Raw genomic sequence first — 18,240 nt, 5'->3', positions numbered from 1 at the left:
TGAACCGCAAAGATGCTCGTTTCTACCCACTTCTACTGGCGCCTATATGCCGGAAATACCCGGCTCCTTTATGCCGGAAGGTGACACTGACCAACCGGGCCAACCAGGTCGACGTCGGCGAGATTTGGGCGAATGCCGGCGGCGACATGGATTCCGGATACGAGGAGACGACGGGTACCCTCGTGCAGTCCGGCGGCTTCATGACCGCAGCGGCAGGACAGATGTCGCTAAACGTGTCGCAGCTCAATCAGATCGGCGGATTGTTGCAGGAGGTCAGCCCGGACGGCTCTGTCAACAACGCGGCGACGCAGCAATTGCTGGGGCAAGTGCTTCAGCAACTAGGCGGCAACTTCACGCAGACGACGGTTAGCGACAATCTGCACACGCATTTTGTGGCGGCCGGTGGGTTTGGCGTGACGCAGATCGTTGCAATGGTGGCGGCGATCGCGGCATCGATCGTGACGGCGGGAGCGGCTGCTGCTGCGATGGGGGCCACGCTTGCGTCGATGACCTTGGGCGAATCGATAGTCGTTGGAATGGCTAGCGCCATGGCGGGAAGCCTAACGAGTCAGATCGTCACGGGTAACGGGATCGATTTCGGCGCAGTGCTGGAAGCAGGAGCGGTCGGTGCGCTAACGGCGGGCTTGACGAACGGCATCACGTACAACAGTACGACGGGCTCGTTTGGGTTAGGCAACCTCGATCAAGGCCTAAACAGCCTGCCGCAGGATACGAGCACGCTCGGCCAATTGGCGGGAATCTCGAACATCGGTGGCTCGCTCGTACCGCAGGCGGGACAGGCGGCGACGGGCAGCTTACCGCAAGAGATCGCGGCCCTTGGTGCGACCGCGACGATTAGCGCGGGCGTGCAAACGGCGATTGAGGGAGGTAGCTTCCTCGACAATCTGAAACAGGCGGCGGTTAGCGATGCAGCGGCGGTGGGCGCGTTCGCCATTGGCAATGCGAACGATAACAACGTCTTTGGTAGCGGAATATCCGGGGAATTGGGGTATGTGGCAGCACACGGGCTCCTGGGATGCGCGGCGGGAGCGGCCGAGGGGACTGGGTGTGCTGGTGGGGCCATTGGCGGAGCGGCTTCTGCCGCACTGTCGCCGGATGTGCTGAAGGCGATTGACCCGACCGGTGCTGCGCTGAGCCCTGGGCAACAGGCCGCCATGGAGGGGTTTGCGACGCTGCTCGGTGGTGGCCTGGCGGGGTTGGCGGGTGCGAACGCACAGGGCGGGGCCAACGCGGCGTTGAACGAGGTACTGAACAACACTGATGACCATCCTGCGACTGCGGCGAAAAACGGCGGGGTCCTTGGCACGCTGGCGGGCGCATTCTCGGATATGTTGAACGTCGTGAGCTGGACTAATTCCGTGAGGAATTCGGTGCAAGGGCAGTTGCTCAGTCTGTTTAACGCTAACAGGGGACGAACGGGGCCGTCGGACGCGAACAACCAGATTCCTGGCGGGGGCGATGACAACAACACGAGCGGGCCGGCCGGTGCGGTAGTGATCCCATCTGTTCCAATTCCGACGCCGTATGGCGCAGTTGTGATGACCCCGCCGCTGATCGCGCCGGGTACGCCGATCTTGTCGAGCGGTGGGAATGGTGAGGAAACTGGAAGCTCTCAAAGCTCAACCACGGGTAACGCGCCAGCGACATCGTCGACGTACGACACGTCGATTACCTCGCCCGGAAGCAAGTATCCCAATGTGCGGACGGACGTCACGGCTAGCCAGTTCCAGGCGAACCTGATCGCTAACGGCTATAGTGTGCAGAACCAAGGCACGAGTACGAACGGTGCCTTTACGGTGTTAAGCGATGGGACATCCACCTACACTATATACACGCGGACGAGCACGGGCGCCGCGGGAGTGCAATACGTCGGGCCGAACGGGTCCGTAAAGTTCTCGCTTGGAGGACATTGATAGATGAACGTGAAGTTGATCGCGGGGCAAGAAGCTACTCGACGGAATGCGCTGGATGTGACTGTTCGGTCATTAGCCTACGATCATCGGTTGCCAGATCGGGTGTTCGAGGGAGCGTGGGAGGATTTCCTTTTTTGCGAATCGGACCGTTTGTTCGATGCGGCGTTTGTGAATGTCGTGATCCAATTTCTAGGCTGCGAGAACTCGCGTGTCGCTTGTCTTTTGAACCTTGATAGGACAGACCTAACGAGGTTCGAAGAGAGCGGCGAGGCGATCTTCCTAGACCGCAGCACTACAGGGGCGCAGTATATGAACGCCTTGGAAGAGGGCGGTCCTTCTAGAGGCTGGCTATATGCAGTCGACCGATATGTCTGTTGTTCCGACATCGGGGAATGGTGCATTTATTGTGAGAAAGATAACGACATTGCCGTCGTTGCATTGCGTCAGGTGAGCAAACGACAAGACTTCGAATGCCCCCTAAAGCAGCTAGGAGCCAGGCCTATCGAAGAGTTGATTGAGGGTGGCGCCTGGCCTTTGTTCCCGTTCAACCAGTTGGTTCCTTCGTGGCGCGAGGGGTTGCTGATGCACTATGGGCGTTGAATGAACCCGGTTGCAGCCGGGTTCGCTGCGTACGTGGCCGTTCAGGCGGGCGCGATCACAAGCCGCTATTGCTGGACTTCGATCTTGAGTCGTTGGTAAGGCATGAAGCCGGCTTGCTCGAGCCAGCGGCCGGAGAGCTTGAACCAAGGCACGAGAGGCGGTGCGGGCCGTCGGCGAGGCGAGTAGGGTCGCCAGCGAGGCGATTGCTGAATCGTGACGCTGCGTGAGGGGTGAGAGCGTCGTCAAATGCTTTAAGATTGGCGTCAGCCATATCGACTCCTGTCCGAGTTGATGGTGGTCAGCGGGTCGTATGGGTTGGCGCCCATGCGGCCCGCGCTGCGTTTACGGCGATGGAAGGGGTGGCCGTTCTCCTGTTAGCGGTGCTGTTAAGTCTTTGATTGTATTTAAAATCAGTAGTCCTAACCATTAGCCGATCGGCCTAGGACGCTGAGTAATGCAGTGCGGGCCATGCGGCCCGATACCTCCTGGGCTACGATGCTCGGGAGCTGCGTGAGGCGCTGAGCACGGGCAAGCTATATGAGGTGGAAAGCGATGGGTGACAGACTGCTGAAGACGCTGCACGAGACGGCGCAAGACCTGCATGAGATTGGGCCGATGGATGTGGTGACGATGCGAGAGTTCGACGTGTTGTGCCTGCCGCCGATCAAGAAATACAGCGCGGCGCAGATTCGGCGACTGCGCCAGCGTGCCAAGGCGAGCCAGGCAGTGTTCGCGGCGTGCCTGAATACGAGCGTCTCGACGGTACAGAAATGGGGAGCAGGGGCAAAAGCATCCGGGCCCTTCCCTGAAACTGCTCGACCTGGTCGATCGCAAGGGCTTGGAAGCCCTGCTGTAAAGCCTTGCAATCCCTTCTTACTATCCCGACGGGCTGACAGAATCGGCCCGTCGGCACATCTGCGCCATCGTTCATTAACTTGCTTCGCCCACGCGTCGGTAGGCCGAAAACCGCACCTAGGCGATGGCGGCCCGCAAACCCGCGCGCGATGAGTTCTGAGACAGCTACACTCGCCGCGCAATTGGGATAAGGGAGCGGAAAACATGGCGACAAACTACGAGAACGACGCGGTGGCGTGGGCCAACGAACAGGCTGCGATGTTGCGAGCGGGGAAATTCTCCGACCTGGACATCGAACATCTCGTCGACGAGATCGGGAGCGTGGGCAGGAGTGAACAGCGTCACGTGGCAAGCTTCATGGCAACCCTAGCGGCCAACCTCCTAAAATGGCAATACCAATGTGGCCGCCGTTCGCCGGCTCGGCGGCGGGTTATTCGCGAACTGCGACGCCTCCCGGCATAGAGTTGCGAATGGCGCCGAGTCTGAGAGATTCTCTTGCCGAGCCCCGCTGGGCCGCGACAATGTGGGCGGACGCGATCTGTCAATCTGTTGAAGAAATAGGCGTGGCGCTGCCCGAGTGTTGTCCGTGGACGATGCAGCAGATAATCGACGACGCGTTTCTGCCGGACATGCCGTTACGAAGCTGACCGCGGGGGAGGCCAACCTCGCTGCTAGCTCCATCATCGATCGGGGAAATGCACCTACGGCGATCCAATCACGGCGATATCGCTCGCAGGATGTCCCAGTTTGGAGGGCTGATGCCGTCGAAGCGCAGTGCACGCCACCGCGCCCTGACAAGCTAGCGCGGGGCAACATAAAATCGGAAAAATCAACAAAAAGCATCTCCACGATGCGCTGTAAACTATAGCGCAAATAACGATTACGAATTGAAATATCGACTTGATTCTCTTCTATTCAGGCGTTTCCACCGCAATTGCAGCCATGCGTATCGTTGCGACGGTGTTCCATGAGCGCGGAATCGAAATCGAGCAAAGCGAAAAATGTCAGACGAATGACGTTGAGCTTTTGGACGCCGATGTGACATCGCTGTTTCAAAGTCGGCATGAAATTTTGGGTCCATTTCCTCAAGAATTTCAAAAATTGTTCATGCAGATGATGTATCGGATCGCCCGCGAGAGGTCGACGCTGACGCGCAAGGATCGCGAACTTGTTGCATTGGCAATTGCGATCGCACACGGAAGTCAGCTGGCAGCGGTGTGGTTGCATTTGAAGACCTGCCCTTACGCTGGGGTGGCGGCGCAGCGAACTGACCGAGATCTTGAGGATATCCAATCGGCTAGGCTTCCGGTACGGCTCAGAGGTGTCACACTTGAAGTTGAAGGGTGAACAGCCGGCGATGGCGGCTGACCTATTGGCTGCGCTCGACGATGAGGCGAGCTTGGAATAAGGAGGCGGACTATAATGGCTATACATGTATAGCAAACTTGCCGGAGGCTGCGATGCTAGCCATTCGTTTACCTGAAGAATTGGAAGCCCGCCTCGAGGCGCTGGCCAAGCGGACGGGGCGCACCAAGACATTCTATGCGCGCCAGGCCATCGAGCAGCATCTGGAAGATTTGGAAGATTTGTACTTGGCCGAGCGTGTAGCCAAGCGCGTCCGATCTGGTAAGGAACAGACCTCGTCGCTAGACGAGGTGGAGGCGCGGCTTGGCTTGGCGGATTGAGATCTCGCAAACCGCCGAGAAGCAGCTCGGCAAGCTAGACCGTGCTGTTGCTCGGCGTATCGTGACCTTCCTTCGAGAACGCGTATCTGCCTTGGACGATCCGCGCTCGATTGGCGAAGCCCTCAAGGGCAGTGAGCTAGGCGAATTCTGGAAGTACCGCGTTGGCGACTGGCGGTTGATTTGCCAGATCGAAGACTCGCGCATCACTATTGAGGTTCTGCGCTTGGGCAACCGGCGTGAAGTGTATCGCTGATGAACTCCGACATCCGGAGGCCAGCCTCACCGGCCGACCTCTTCCCGCCTACCGTCGCGCCACAGCCCCCATCAACCGATCAAGAATCGATCCGCACCGACACTCCCGTGGACGTATAAATCGGCGTGGCGTTATGCCCATCCACCGTCACTGATGTGAACTGCTTCATCGAACCGGTCCCATCGATCAACGCCACCACGTCACCGACCTTAGGCGAATAACCGTTGACGAGCTTCACGTGCAGTGTTCCGCCCGCGATCGTCAACTGGCTGCCCACGCGCAACCGCCCGGCGCCCGTGCCGTCGATATCGAGTTCGAGCGTCGTCCCGGCGAGTTGCGTGTAATTACCGGCAACGGTCACAAGCGACGAAGCCGCGATCGTCACTCCGCCGGCGCCCAGATACACGTCGCCGGTCCCGAACGCATTCGGCGACAGCGCCTCCAGCACGCCTCCGTTCACTTGCGCGCCGCCCGACCACGTATTGTTGCCGCCCAGCGCCAAAGTCCCCGTGCCTTGCAGCGTTAGCTTCCCGGTGCCCGAAATGTCATTGCGCCATAGATCGAAAGCATTGAATCCGCCCTGCGACGCATCCATCGAAACGACAACGCTGCCGTTGAACGCGCCGAGTCCGTCGGCCGCCGCGAACATGTTCAACCGTCCCCATCCTTCGGCGTCGTCCATCACCGGATACCCCGAGGGGAGCTCGGTCGTTTTCAGAACCACACGCCGCTGATCCGCGCTCAGATACGGAAAGCGCGTTTCCAGCATCACCTCGGCGCCCTTCGGTACGACCGGCGGCGCATCGGTCGATTCGATCGGCGAGAAGCCGAAGGTCATGCGTCGAATGAAGTTCGCCTTGTTCGTCGCGTAGTCCGCGAACCGATCCGTCGTTGCCGTCCCCGAATGGGCGAACGCAGCGAACGTTGCGGCATTCGTATTCGTCGCCTGCATCAGCGCCGCATGCGCCTGTGCGAACGCGCTGCTTTTGAGCGTCGCATTGTTCGGATTGGACAGATTCGCCGCGGTGGCGGCCAGCGCGAACATGCGACCACCGATCACATCGAGCGGAGAGTGCATGCCGGCAAAGATGCGGTTTTCGCCGAGTTCGAGACCTCGGCTCGCCATCTCTTGGAAACGCTCGGGCAGGACGTAGGCCATCGTCATCGCATCGCGCATGGCCTCCGCCTCGTGGCCGCTGATGAAGCCGCCATCGGTCGTCGGCGTGCCGCTCTCGGCCGGCACGAGCGTCGGATCGACGACGACGCTCGTACTCCAGCGGTACGGCCGCGCGTATTTATAAAAGCGCTTGGCAGGCTCCGTGGAGGCATTGCTGCCCATCGCGTTGAGCAAGTCCACGACCTGGCCGAAGGTCGCGTTGCCGCCGCTCGTCCCCACCCCCGTGTTGTTGCCGCCGTCGTTGTAGAGCACCGTGGTCGCGTCGGCCGGAATCGAGGTGATCGTCGTCGTCTGCTGCGCGGCGGCGCGCCATGCATTCGTCAGCGGCCCCAAGCCGTCCGTCACGCTATAGCCCTTGCCGCGCCGGTCGTCGTAATAGGCCGCATCGGCCTGCGCCTGCGTGCGGCTCGTCGTTTCGTTGATCACGAACTGGATGTTGGCCGCGTGCACGGCGCCGTTGATTACCGCTCCGCCGGGCGTGCCGTCGTTCGGCAGCCCCGTCCACGTCGACTGCACGACGGCCGGGAACGAGCCGTTCGCCGGTGCGGAAACACCCGCATCGACGATCTCGGTCAGCGGTTGCCAGATATCGAGGAATCGCGACACCACCCGCACGGCCGCGTTCGTGCCCAGCGTCGCATAGCGCGCGTCGCCTCGCTGATTGGTGGCGATGTTGTCGACGAACGCCGGGACGTCGGGAATCGTCGCACTATCGACAAAGTTAGGCGTCGGCGGCGGTGCGGGAATGGCGGCGCTCGTCGATGCGCTATTGCCGCCGCCGCATGCGGCCAGAGCGGCGAGGCTGACGAGCAGCGAAAAATGCAGCCGCGAAGCAACCGGGATGTGTCGCATGGAAAAGTATGACAATTAATGAGAAGAGCGCATTATGTTTTTCCAATGTTGCGAAATTGTTGCAATGACGGTCGCGTATGCGACGCGCGGCACGGCTGGCCCAAAAAAATCGGCCGAAATGTCGAATTCGCGGGTCTTCGGTCGTCGTATCGATGGAGCCTCGCTACCGCGAAGCGTGGAAGGTGAAGGTCCGTAGTCGTCCAGGACCGTACCGTCGTGCCGCCACGAGGCCCATTCGCTAACGAATTACTGAAAACGGAGCGCCCAGAATGACTTCATTTGTCAAACCGATCCCGGAAGGCATGCACACGGTCACCCCCCATCTCGTGTGCAAAAACGCGGACGAGGCAATCGCCTTCTACGCCAAGGCCTTCGGTGCAGTCGAGTTGTTTCGTATGCCCGGACCCACGGGCAAGATCGCCCATGCACAGATCAAGATCGGCGACTCGATCCTGATGATGACCGAGGAAAGCCCCGACTGCGGCGCCGTCGGGCCGCAAACTCTGAAAGGAACCCCAGTGAGTCTCTACCTCTATGTCGAGGACGCCGACAAAGCGTTCGAGCGTGCTGTATCGGCGGGCGTAACCGTGCGTATGCCGCTGGATGACATGTTTTGGGGCGACCGTTGGGGCGCAGTCGAGGACCCGTTCGGGCACCACTGGCATATCGCCACCCGCAAGCGCGAGCCGAGCATGGAAGAGATGCAGCGTGCGATGGCCGAGACGCAGCGCGGCTAATGGCGGAATCGCCGGGGCGCCGGAAGAACTGAGCCGAAGGCGCGGAGGGCGCTAAACGACGGCCGCCCGTCCACTACTGAAGCGTCTCCGGCGCGTCGCTGCAGGCGTGCCGCAGGCAACTGCGCAGCCAGCGATGCGCGCTGTCGCCATCCAGGCGCGGATGCCAGATCTGCGAGACGGTGACGTCGGGTGTGATCACCGGTAGTGCAAAGGTGTACATGCCCGCGCGCGCCGCATCGGTCTGACGCTCGGGGACGCTCGCGACGAGGTCGGTGGTTCGCGCCAGCGCGAGCGCATCGGGAAAGCTCGGCACGATCACGCTGACGATGCGCTTCTCGCCTGCCTCGCGCAGCGCGTCGTCGATTGGTCCGAACGCGTGGCCTCGGCGCGAGACGCTGATATGCCGATAGGCGGCATAGCGCGCCGCCGTCACGTCGTCACGGGTAAGCGGATGCCCGAGACGGACCACGCCGACGAACTTGTCGCGAAAGAGCGCCTGGATGCGCAGCTCCGGCGCCATATGATTCACGACGCCCACTTCGAGATCGGCGACGCCGTCGCGCAGCATCGCCCCGCTTTTATCGGGCTTCGATGCAAACCGCAGCCGAACGAGCGGCGCCTGCTCCTGGACGAGTTCGGCGATGCGGGCGCCATAGCGTTCGATAAAGCCGTCGTTCGCGCGTATCGTGAACGTGCGCTCGAGCGAGGTCAGATCGAGTCGGATCGACGGGCGCAGGACGTTTTGCGCATCGGCGACCACGGCGCTCACCTTACCGCGCAATTCGAGCGCGAGCGGCGTGGGCACGAGCGTATGGCCGGCACGCACCAGCAGTTGATCGCCGGTGACGAGGCGCAGCCGCGCAAGCGCCCGGCTCATCGCGGAGGGGCTCAGTTCGAGCCGCTGGGCGGCGCGCACGACGCTTTGCTCGGTAAGCAGTACGTCGAGTACGACTAGCATGTTCAGATCGATCGAGGTCATGGCGGCCACCGGCAATTCGCTTTCATGGCGTTGTAATCATGAATATAGTGCGCTTCACGCACCTTCCGCAGTGCGAAAACAGCGATTATGCTGAACGCGATATATAAAAACGGTACGGGGTATTGACGCCTTTTTTTCCCCCATCGTGCGGTCACACGAGGTGCGGCTCCAAATCCGCATGCGTCGGCTCTGGCGCGCTTGCCGTTTCCAGAACGGGCTTCTAACCGCCTCGAACGAACCGCTGATCCAGTTTTTCCCTTTTTCCCCTCATTGAGTGTGCGGGGGAAATTTTTTTCTTGTGAATAGGCCGGCCCGTTTTCATTCGGAGCGGCGGATATTGCCGTTCCAGGCATGGCCCGTTGGGTGTGGTGGAGCTGACTTGGCATGTTTGCTTTCTTTTGCGGAGCAGAAAATGGAGCAACTGACGAAGCGCGAGGCGCCCATGCCGCCTTTGCCGTTGCGCGGCGATGCAAGGGGTGTGTCGCCGCTGAGCGAACGCGAACGCGAAGTGTTGCGTTGGGCCGCCGTGGGCAAGACGTCATGTGAAATCGGAATGATTCTCGGCGTCACGGAACGCACGATCAACTTCCACGTGGCCAGCGCGATTTCGAAACTGAATGCGTCGAACAAGACCCATGCCGCCGTCAAGGCGCTGTTGCTCGGCATCATCGCTTTCAATTGACACCCTCTCGCACGGCGAACGAGAGGGCCGCCCGGCTGCCTCTCGGCTCGCCCCGCCGGTTTGCCGTTCGGCGTCCTAACCAACTCCAGCATTGAAACCGTTCCACCCCCGCTTCGACCGCCTTCGGAACCGATAGCGACGCAGCATTGCTCGGCACGCACTCGCCCGAGAACGATGAGCATCGCATTTATTCCACGCCCTGAGAGAAGTGCCAGAGAACGGGTGTTTTCTGAGAGTTCTGCCAGTTTTCTCATCGATCGGCCTCCGTTCTAATGCGTGCCATTCGATAGGACGCGACCTCTCGTCGCGCCGTACATAGCGGAGGAAACCATGGCCTCACTCGTCGCCCATCGGCCGCAACTCGCGCCCGGCCGGCTCATCACCGCTGCACAATTGCGCGCGCTGCTGCCGCCGAGCCCGCCGCTGCTGGCGCTCGTGCGCGAAACGCGCGAGGCGCTCGGCCGTATCGTCGCGCGCAAGGACGCGCGGCTCGCGGTGATCGTGGGACCCTGCTCGATCCACGACGCGCGAGCCGCGCTCGACTACGCGCGTCGACTCGCGCCGCTGCGCGACGCCTACCGCGATGCGCTCGAAATCGTCATGCGCGTCTATTTGGAAAAGCCGCGAACGACGCTCGGATGGAAGGGCTTGATCAACGATCCCGATCTGGACGGCAGCTATCGGATCGACGAAGGCTTGCAGCGCGCACGGCAGTTGCTTATCGACATTCACGCGCTCGGCGTGCCCGCGGCCACCGAATTCCTCGATCTCATGACGGTCCGGTATATCGACGATCTCGTCTCATGGGCGGGGATCGGCGCACGCACGACGGAATCGCCGATGCACCGGCAAGCGGCGTCCGGCCTGCCCTTGCCGATCGGCTTCAAGAACGGCACCGACGGCAACATCGCGATCGCACTCGACGCACTCGCCGCCGCGCGCGCCCCGCATCACTACTTGACCGTCTCGATCGACGGCCGCATCGAAGCCGTCGCGAGCCGCGGCAACCCGGCCGCGCACATCGTCCTGCGCGGCGGTCGCAAGCCCAATTTCGACCATGCGACGATCGACGCGGTATGCGGCGCGCTCGAGCGTAACGGGATGACGCCCTCGGTCGTCGTCGATGCGAGCCATGGCAACAGCGGCAAGGTGGCGCGCGTGCAAGTCGATGTGTGCGCCGACTTGGCGCAACGGATTTCGAACGGGGAATCGCGTATCGCCGGCGTCATGATCGAGTCGAACATCGCGCCGGGCCGCCAAGAGATCGTCCCAGGCGTCCCGCTTGCCTACGGCAAGAGCATCACCGATGAGTGCCTCGGATGGAGCGATACGGTCGATGTGATCCGGCTTCTGGCGCGTGCCGTGCGTACGCAACGGCGAACCGCGCTCGCGCGGTATGCGTCGCCGGCGTTTTCACTTTGAGACCGAGATTTCGGGGGGCGATATGAGTTCGAAGCGTGGCGGCGGAAATGGCGCTCGGCTCGCCGTTATCGGCGCGGGCATCGGCGGAGCGGCCGTCGCCGCGCTCATGCAGCGCATAGGCTATGAAGTGACCGTCTACGAGCAGTACGAACGGTTCGCACCGGCCGGGGGCGGTATCCACTTGAGTCCGAATTTGATGCGCGTGCTGCGCTATCTCAACGTGCATCGGCACGTGCTGCTCAAGGGCCAGGAACCCAGCGCCTTTCTGAATCGTGACGCGGTGAGCGGGGAGACGCTCTATACGCTCGCGCTCGGCGAGCGCGCGCATCGCCAGTTCGGCTCGCCGTTCGTGGCCGTGCGGCGCGGCGAGCTTCATATCGCGCTGATGTCGGCCGTCGCGCCCGGCGCCGTGCGTTGGGGCAAGCGATTGGCGGGTCTCGATTCGCGCGGCGATGCGATCGTGCTGACGTTCGAGGACGGCAGCCGCGCGCAGGCCGACGCCGTCATCGCGGCCGACGGTTTGCGCTCGAAGGTGCGCGGTGCGCTGCGCGGGAGCGAACGCCCGGTCTTCTCGGGGCAGGTCGCGTTTCGTGGTTCCTATCCGCGCGACGCACTGGGCGCCATGGCCATCGACGATCTCACGAAGTGGTGGGACACTGACCAGTTCGTTCTGTCGTACTGGCTCGATCGCGCGCGCCGCGACTTCTATTTCGCGGCGATGATGCCGCAATCGGACTGGCCCGGCGAGGCATCGTCGGTGCCCGCGGATCTCGATGAAATGCGCTTCGCGTTCCGGCATTTTCATCCGGACGTCAGGCGGATGCTGGCGACCGCGCCGCAGGCCGGCGTGAGTAAGTGGGCATTGTTCGAGCGGCCGCCGCATTTCGAATTCGGCGGGTCGCGCGTCGTACTGATCGGGGACGCATGCCATCCCATGCGGCCTTTCATGTCGCAAGGCGCGGCGATGGCGCTCGAGGATGCGGCGATGCTGACGCGCGCGTTGCTCGGGGCGGGCGCGTTCGAACCCGCGTTCGTCGCTTTCTCGCAGGCGCGCCGCGAGCGGCTCGCGCGCGTACATCGGGTCTCGGCCGCCAATACGTTCATGCGCGGGCAAACCGATCCAGAATGGGTTTTCGGTTACGACGCGCTCACTGCCGACGCATCATCGACATTGCCGGCGTTGAAGACGATGCCTGCCTGGGCGCTGGCCGCATAGCGCGGCGTTAGATGGCCCGGCGATGCCGGGCGAGCCAAACGATGACGAGCGTAGCCGCGAAGAGCAACGCGCATCCGCCCGAGAAATCGTCGAGCGCGAGCATATGGGCCTGCGCGTCGACGGTTTTTGCGATCGATGCGAGCGCGGCATCGCGCGATAGGCCGGCATGCCGCAATCGCTCGATCCAATCGCTAAAGCCGCGATCGAACGGCGCGAGCCGATCGACGAGATAAGTGCTGTGCACGCGCGCGCGGCGCTCGAAGTATGTGGGAGCGAGCGAGGTGGCCACGCTCGTGCCGATTCGGCGCAGTGCGTTTTGCAGGCCCGAGGCCGCCGGCAACCGTTCGCGCGGCAGAGCCGCGAGCGAGAGCGAGACGAGCGGGGTGATGAAGAACGCCGTGGCGGTGCCCATCAGCAGCGAATTGGCGGCGATCTCGTCCAACGGCACATCGGTGTCGAAATGCATCCGCCAGAGCGATGCCGCCGCCCAGCCGACGAGCGCGAGCGTGGCGAAGCCGCGCGGGTCGACGCGGTGCTGGATGCGACCGATCAACGGCGCCACGACGATGCCGGCGAGCCCGAGCGGCGCCGTGGCGATGCCGGCCCATGTCGCCGTGTAGCCTTGCTGGGTTTGCAGCCATAGCGGCACGAGCACGAGCGCCGCGTAGTAGACGCCGAAGCCGACTGTGACGGCCACGGTGCCTGCCAAAAAATTCAAGTCGCCGAATAGTTTCAAATCGACGATCGGGTGAAGTTCGGTCAGCTCCCACAAGACGAGGGCGACAAGGCTCACGAGCCCCATCGCGGCGAGCACGCGGATGGGCGTCGCGGCGAACCAATCGAGGTTCTGACCGCGGTCGAGCATCAATTGGAAGGACCCGAACGAAAGCGCGAGCAAGACGAGGCCGACGGCATCGACGGGAAGCTTGCGCGTAGGGTTGTCGCGCCCGCCGAGCGTGCGCATCATGATCGCGAGCACCGCCGCGCCGGCCGGGACATTGATGTAGAAGATCCACGGCCAGGCGATGTTGTCGGTGATCCATCCCCCTGCTATCGGCCCGAGGACGGGCGCGATAAACGTCGTGGTCTGCCAAACCGCGAGCGCTTTGTTGCGCTTGGCCGCCGGAAACACGGCGACGAGCAACGCTTGCGACAAGGCGGTGATCGGTCCCGACGCGGCGCCTTGCAGCGCGCGCAATGCAATGAGCGCACCGAAGCTCGGGGCGAGGCCGCACAGCATCGAGGTCGCGATGAAGAGCACGACGGAGAGGCGAAACAGCCTTACCTGGCCGAAGCGCTGCGCGAGCCATCCCGTCAACGGCAACATGACGGCGAGCGGTGTGGCGAACGACGTCAGCATCCAAGTGCCCATATCGGGCGAGACGCCGAGATCGCCGGCGATCGTCGGCACCGCGACGTTCGCGATCGTCAGATCGAGCGTCTGCATGAAGTTGGCGGTGCTGATCGCGATCGCGGCCGCCACGAGCGTGCCGCCTCGCAGCGGTTCGAGCGCAAGCGGCGCGGAGTAAGCCGCATGGCGGCGAAATCGCAACGTCATCGCCGGGTATCCGGTTCGCCGATATGTCCGGGCCCGGCGCTGTTCGCGCGTATCGTCTTATCGACGAGTGCCTCGCCCGCCTCGATCTCGCCGGCGTAGGCATCGGTCGCATCGGGCATGCGCGGCAATCTACGCGCGAGTGACCCGGCAGCCGTCGCGGCCGATGCGGTGCTCAGCGCGCCATGCGAATCGCCCGGCTGGTCGACGTGGACCTCGGCGGCCATCGAGACGCCGATCAGCAGCGGATGGGCGCGCACCTCGCGTACGTCGAGCGCGATACGCACGGGTACGCGCTGCACCACTTTGATCCAATTGCCGGTTGCGTTCTGCGCGGGAAGCGCGGCGAATGCCGCCCCGGTGCCGGCTTCGAAGCCTTGAATCGTTCCATGGAACGCGACGGCGCCGCCATACAGATCGGATGTGAGCACAACGGCTTGTCCGGGGTGCAATCTCCCGAGCTGCGATTCCTTGAAATTGGCATCCACCCACACACGGTCGAGCGGAACGATCTCGAGCAAAGGCGTACCCGGTGCGACATGCTGGCCGACTTGCACGACGCGGCGGGTGATGCGGCCGGCGATCGGTGCGCGCACGACCGAGCGCGCGAGCGTGAGGGCGGCGCTGCGCACACGCGTTGCCGCTTCTTTCACGAGCGGGCTCGATTCGGCGGTGGTGCCTTCCACATGGGCGAGGCTCGAACGAAAGGCGGCGCGCTGAGCATCGAGCGCGGCCTGCGCCGCGGTGACCGCGCTGCCCGCATGGCGAAGCTCTTCCTTCGAGACGGCGCCTTCCGCGGCAATCGCTCCGCGCCGCTCGAAGTCGTCTTGCGCGCGAACGAGTTCCGATGCTCGCTGGCGCATCTGCTCGCGTGCCTGATCGGCGTCGGCGCCGGCCGAGCGGTAGTCGCGCACGGCGTGAGCCAGCGCTTGGACTGCCGCATCGAGCGCGAGGCGCGCATCGGTCGGGTCGATTTGCACGAGCGGTGCGCCCGCCTCGACGGTATCGGTGTCCTGCGCGAAGACGGCGACGGCGGTCCCCTCGATACGCGGCGACACTTCGATGACATCGCCGGCCACGTAGGCATCGTCGGTGGAGACGACATTGCGAGCTTGCGTCCACCACCAACTGCCCGCGCCAAGCGCGGTGAGAACGAGCACGAGGGCGAACCAACGCAGCGCGAGACGGCGATGCCGCGCGAGGCGCTGCGTGAGCGCTCGCTCGGCGTCGGCGGCGGCGGCGGCCTCGCGGGAGGTGGACGATGCGGACGATGCGGCTGCGCTCATCGGTCAGTACCCTCGATGGTGGGCGCGACGAAAGCTTGCCAAGTCGCGAGCGGTATCGGCAATGTAGTAGGCGATGCGACGGCGGAAAACTGGCAGGAATGTCAGCGACGCGATGACATTTTGAAGCATGCGATTTCGTTAATTGACAATGAATGCGATTTAAATATTTGTCGTTTCTCCGGTTTCCAGTAGACCGCGAATTCTTTTCATTGCGAGCCAAAATCGGAACGTCAGGGTCGCCGTTTCGATCCTGTATTGCTTTTCAGTAACAACATAAAGTCTGCTTGTATTGCCCGTGCGGCACGCCCATGGCGGATGAGCGGGAATCGATCGTCCATACGATCGGGGAGCGCGGGCGACGTCGAGCGTCGCGTTTGGATTGACGGATTGCGGGCTCGGGACGCCATTCGACTATAAATTTTTCCGATGACAGCCATGCCGTCCCACATATTAGCTGGGTATAAGTAACAAATTCGCGTTGAAGCCCTGACATCCGTCGGTTTAAGAATTCATTCAAAACTTCTCTTGTAGTCAGGCTACTTATGCGCTATTACTAACTCCGGAGTTTCGCTACATCCTGCGGACAAGCGATTTCGCCGAGCTCCATGTCGGCTTCAACCGCCCTCCGCGCCGCATGACTGAGTTTCATCCGTAAGAACGCTTTGCGACGAGACGATGCGCTCGTGCTTTCGCTCGCCCTTTCACGGGCGCCGCGCAAGCGGCGCGAAGCGGTGCAGTGCCAATCCACTAATCACGGAGACAAGCCCATGCAGGTAAAGCGTTTATCCCTCGCCATCGCTTCCGCCGCGTTTTGCCTTTTCGCGCAAACGGCCGCGCATGCCGCGGACACGGTGGTGGCGAACAGCTTCTCGGACGACGCGGCGCACCGCCGCGCCGATATGCTCGTGAAGCAACTCACGCTCGACGAAAAGCTGCAGTTGATCCACTCGAAGTACCAAATGAGCGACGTGCCGGGCGGCGGCGCGGGCTACATCGAAGGGGTGCCGCGGCTCGGCATCCCCAGCATCAACATGGTCGATTCGGCCACGGGCGGGGGCAGCACCGTGCAACCGAGCACGACGTTCCCGGCCACGATCGCGCTGGCGGCAAGTTGGGACCCGGTGCTCGCCTACCAATTCGGCGGCGTCATCGCGCATCAGTTGCGGCAGCAAGGCTTCGCGATGGGTCTCGGCGGCGGGACGAACCTCGCGCGCGAAGCCCGCGGCGGGCGGATGTTCGAGTACCTCGGCGAAGATCCGGTGCTCGCGGGCGAGATGTTGGCGGAGCGTACACGCGCCACGCAGGATCATAAAGTCATCGCCACGGTTAAGCACTACGTCGGCAATGAACAAGAAACCAATCGCATGGGCGGCAACGACACCATCGACGAACGCACGCTGCGCGAACTGTACTTGCTGCCGTTCGAACTCGCCGTGAAGCAGGGGCAGCCCGGAAACGTGATGTGCAGCTACAACAAAATCAACGGTACCTATGCGTGCGAAAACCCCCACGTGCTGAACGACGTGCTGAAGGGCGATTGGCATTTCCAGGGCCAGGTGCAATCGGACTGGGGCGCCGCGCATAGCACGGCCCCGGCCATCAATGCGGGCTTGGACGAGGAAGAAGACGTCGGACCGACGGTTTTCCTCACGCCGGATCTCGTCAAGCAAGCGCTCGCCAATCACCAAATCACGCAGGCGCGCCTTGACGACATGGTGCGGCGCAAGCTCTACGTGATGATTCGCACGGGCGTGATGGACGATCCTCCCAAGGGCGGCGAGACCATCGACTTCGACGCCGCCCGCCGTTTCGCGCAGCACGCGGAAGAGCAATCGATCGTACTCCTAAAGAATCAGGACCGGCAGTTGCCGCTCGATGCGGCGAGCTTGAAGCATATCGCCGTGATCGGCGGCCATGCGGATGTCGGTGTGATCACGGGCGGCGGTTCGGGCGATACGCGCGATCCGGTCACCGGGGCGTTCCCCGGCTGCGGCGGGCTCACGTTCCCGAATTCGACGGGATGCAACTGGTGGCCGAATCCGTGGATCAAGCTGCCTACGCCCATCACGACGGCAATCAAGAACCTCGCGCCGAACGCAACGGTCTCCTTTGCGGGCAACCAGGACATGCAATCGCCGTTCAGAGCCTATACCCAGCAGGAAATCGATGCAGCCGTGAATTTGGCCCGCCAATCGGACGTCGCGATCGTGTTCGTTACCCAATCGGGCGGCGAGGACTTCGGCGAATTGCATAGCCTGGCGCTCGCAAATCCGTCGAACCAAGACGCGCTCGTCGAAGCCGTGGCGCAGGCCAACCCGCACACGGTCGTCGTGCTCGAAAGCGGCAACCCGGTGTTGATGCCTTGGAAGGATCAAGTCTCGGCCATCGTCGATGCTTGGTATCCGGGCGAGGGTGGGGGCAATGCGATCGCGAACGTCCTATTCGGCAAGGTCAATCCTTCGGGCAAACTGCCGGTCACGTTCCCGTTGCGCGATGCCGATACGCCGACGTGGGACGGCGGCAACATCGCGCAAAATCCCGTCTACTCGGAGGGCCTCAAGATGGGATATCGCTGGTATGACGCTCAGCATATCCAGCCGATGTTCCCGTTCGGTCACGGTTTGTCGTACACGCATTTCGCCTACTCGGACTTGCACGTCCGTCAGCATGGAGACCAGTCGACGACGGTGTCCTTCGTGCTGCGCAACGACGGACCTGTGGCGGGTGCCGAAGTCCCGCAGGTATATCTGGGTTTGAACGACCCTGTCGAGCCGCCTAAGCGTCTCGTCGGCTGGGAGAAGGTCAGTCTTAAGCCGGGTGAGGCACGCTGCGTGACGATCGAGATTCCGGCTAAGATGCGGCGCGTTTGGGATACGAGCCGCAACGGTTGGAAGATCGCTCAAGGCGGGCAGTTCTACGTCGGCGCATCGTCGCGCGATATCCGCCTCGAACAGAAGTAAGAGGGCCCGCGGAAAATACCACTGGGCGCTAGACGCGGCCGGCCGAG

The 18,240-nt window shown here is 62.6% G+C and carries 16 protein-coding genes; 11 read left to right on the top strand and 5 right to left on the bottom strand.

Features of this window, described 5'->3' with window-relative positions:
* The coding region (locus tag DXT59_RS11505; protein WP_162878045.1) for a DUF637 domain-containing protein at positions 1-1,934 on the top strand (1,934 nt) is incomplete at its 5' end.
* Between the two features lie 3 nt (positions 1,935-1,937).
* Positions 1,938-2,534, top strand: coding sequence for a hypothetical protein (locus DXT59_RS11500; protein ID WP_116137029.1), 597 nt, complete (start codon positions 1,938-1,940; stop codon positions 2,532-2,534).
* Positions 2,535-2,599: 65 nt separating this feature from the next.
* Here the strand turns inward: DXT59_RS11500 and DXT59_RS31145 are convergent, their stop codons facing one another.
* Positions 2,600-2,686: a SymE family type I addiction module toxin gene (locus tag DXT59_RS31145; RefSeq protein ID WP_240324482.1), complete on the bottom strand. Its 87-nt coding sequence runs from the start codon at positions 2,684-2,686 to the stop codon at positions 2,600-2,602.
* A gap of 907 nt (positions 2,687-3,593) precedes the next feature.
* On the opposite strand from DXT59_RS31145, the gene DXT59_RS31135 reads away from it, so the two are divergent.
* From DXT59_RS31135 to DXT59_RS11470, 4 genes are all read left to right on the top strand, one after another.
* Positions 3,594-3,851: a DUF29 domain-containing protein gene (locus tag DXT59_RS31135; RefSeq protein WP_240324481.1), complete on the top strand. Its 258-nt coding sequence runs from the start codon at positions 3,594-3,596 to the stop codon at positions 3,849-3,851.
* A gap of 438 nt (positions 3,852-4,289) precedes the next feature.
* Complete coding sequence (locus tag DXT59_RS11480) at positions 4,290-4,736, top strand: carboxymuconolactone decarboxylase family protein (RefSeq protein WP_116137027.1); 447 nt, start codon at positions 4,290-4,292, stop codon at positions 4,734-4,736.
* A gap of 113 nt (positions 4,737-4,849) precedes the next feature.
* Positions 4,850-5,074: a type II toxin-antitoxin system RelB family antitoxin gene (gene relB, locus DXT59_RS11475; protein ID WP_116137033.1), complete on the top strand. Its 225-nt coding sequence runs from the start codon at positions 4,850-4,852 to the stop codon at positions 5,072-5,074.
* Complete coding sequence (locus DXT59_RS11470) at positions 5,058-5,327, top strand: type II toxin-antitoxin system RelE family toxin (protein ID WP_116137026.1); 270 nt, start codon at positions 5,058-5,060, stop codon at positions 5,325-5,327. The genes relB and DXT59_RS11470 overlap by 17 nt, the downstream gene beginning before the upstream one ends.
* 79 nt (positions 5,328-5,406) lie before the next feature.
* Here DXT59_RS11470 and DXT59_RS11465 read toward each other — a convergent pair whose 3' ends face one another.
* Positions 5,407-7,356 carry an acid phosphatase gene (locus DXT59_RS11465; RefSeq protein WP_116137025.1) on the bottom strand — a complete coding sequence of 650 codons (1,950 nt, stop codon included), beginning with the start codon at positions 7,354-7,356 and terminating at the stop codon, positions 5,407-5,409.
* A 269-nt stretch (positions 7,357-7,625) separates the two neighbouring features.
* Here DXT59_RS11465 and DXT59_RS11460 point away from each other — a divergent pair, with 269 nt between their 5' ends.
* On the top strand, positions 7,626-8,093 hold the full coding sequence (locus DXT59_RS11460; RefSeq protein ID WP_116137024.1) for a VOC family protein: 468 nt from the start codon (positions 7,626-7,628) through the stop codon (positions 8,091-8,093).
* Between the two features lie 73 nt (positions 8,094-8,166).
* Here DXT59_RS11460 and DXT59_RS11455 read toward each other — a convergent pair whose 3' ends face one another.
* Positions 8,167-9,072 (bottom strand): LysR family transcriptional regulator, encoded by a 906-nt coding sequence (locus DXT59_RS11455; protein WP_116137023.1) that lies wholly within the window; start codon positions 9,070-9,072, stop codon positions 8,167-8,169.
* A gap of 412 nt (positions 9,073-9,484) precedes the next feature.
* Between DXT59_RS11455 and DXT59_RS11450 the strand changes: the two genes are divergently transcribed.
* The 3 genes from DXT59_RS11450 to DXT59_RS11440 all read left to right on the top strand — a co-directional run bounded on the left by DXT59_RS11450 (position 9,485) and on the right by DXT59_RS11440 (position 12,392).
* Entirely contained in the window at positions 9,485-9,754 is a 270-nt protein-coding gene (locus DXT59_RS11450; protein WP_116137022.1) for a helix-turn-helix domain-containing protein, read from the top strand.
* Positions 9,755-10,084: 330 nt separating this feature from the next.
* Positions 10,085-11,176, top strand: coding sequence for a 3-deoxy-7-phosphoheptulonate synthase (locus DXT59_RS11445; protein ID WP_116137021.1), 1,092 nt, complete (start codon positions 10,085-10,087; stop codon positions 11,174-11,176).
* Between the two features lie 22 nt (positions 11,177-11,198).
* The gene (locus tag DXT59_RS11440) at positions 11,199-12,392 is read left to right on the top strand and encodes an FAD-dependent monooxygenase (protein ID WP_116137032.1); all 1,194 of its coding nucleotides are present in this window, start codon (positions 11,199-11,201) and stop codon (positions 12,390-12,392) included.
* Positions 12,393-12,399: 7 nt separating this feature from the next.
* On the opposite strand, the gene DXT59_RS11435 is transcribed toward DXT59_RS11440, so the two are convergent.
* Complete coding sequence (locus tag DXT59_RS11435) at positions 12,400-13,950, bottom strand: DHA2 family efflux MFS transporter permease subunit (protein ID WP_116137020.1); 1,551 nt, start codon at positions 13,948-13,950, stop codon at positions 12,400-12,402.
* Positions 13,947-15,233, bottom strand: coding sequence for an HlyD/EmrA/EmrK family protein (locus tag DXT59_RS11430; RefSeq protein WP_116137019.1), 1,287 nt, complete (start codon positions 15,231-15,233; stop codon positions 13,947-13,949). The genes DXT59_RS11435 and DXT59_RS11430 overlap by 4 nt, the downstream gene beginning before the upstream one ends.
* A gap of 767 nt (positions 15,234-16,000) precedes the next feature.
* Between DXT59_RS11430 and DXT59_RS11425 the strand changes: the two genes are divergently transcribed.
* Positions 16,001-18,193: a beta-glucosidase gene (locus DXT59_RS11425; RefSeq protein WP_116137031.1), complete on the top strand. Its 2,193-nt coding sequence runs from the start codon at positions 16,001-16,003 to the stop codon at positions 18,191-18,193.
* Positions 18,194-18,240 lie beyond the last annotated feature (47 nt).

This window comes from Trinickia diaoshuihuensis (assembly GCF_003390925.1).
Taxonomy (GTDB): Bacteria; Pseudomonadota; Gammaproteobacteria; order Burkholderiales; family Burkholderiaceae; genus Trinickia; species Trinickia diaoshuihuensis.
Note: the sequence above shows the minus strand (reverse complement) of the source record. Positions and strands in the feature narration are given on the sequence as shown.